This is a genomic window from Kinneretia sp. DJ1R-11, from assembly GCF_025717595.1.
In the GTDB taxonomy this organism is placed as follows: Bacteria; Pseudomonadota; Gammaproteobacteria; order Burkholderiales; family Burkholderiaceae_C; genus Paucibacter_A.
The window spans coordinates 1-492 of record NZ_JAJIRR010000056.1 but is presented as its reverse complement, the minus strand read 5'-3'; the positions used below and the strand labels follow the sequence as shown (position 1 = coordinate 492).

The window sequence follows — 492 nt, the reverse complement described above, 5'->3', positions numbered from 1 at the left end:
GCGTTGATTCCAGATGATGTACTTGCGCTCCTGCGTCCGATCGAGGCGACCGAGGCTCGGACGTTTTACGATCTTTCGATGGCTTATCTAGGCAAGGATTCTTTGGCCCCTGAATTCAGTTCTTCTATGAAGAACACCGAGGCAATTTCAAATGTTGAAGGCACGGCTTGGTTGGCGGGACATCAACCGACGTCGGACGCGGAAGTTATCCTCTCCTGGGATCCTGAGGTTGCATTGAAGACCTCTTGGGCTATTTTTGCGAAATACTGGCAAGAATTCTGCTATCCGTCGTCAGACGATCTGGTCGTTTTTCCCTCCATTGGTGATTGGGTTCTCCTGTACCACCATGAAGAACAATTCCATTTTGGTAGGCGCAAAGACGATGTCTAACCGGTCGCTCAACTGGACCCGCAACGGCACTCCGCCTACGGGCCTCATTTCATTCTGGCCCTGCGGCGTCCTGTCGTCGCGTGCCAGTTAGCTTCAACGTTA

General features: G+C 52.2%; 1 protein-coding gene. It reads left to right on the top strand.

Annotation, left to right across the window (positions count from 1 at the left end):
• Positions 1-390, top strand: a 390-nt coding sequence (locus tag LNV23_RS23900; RefSeq protein ID WP_263565247.1) for a hypothetical protein, incomplete at its 5' end; no start/stop codon positions are given.
• Positions 391-492 lie beyond the last annotated feature (102 nt).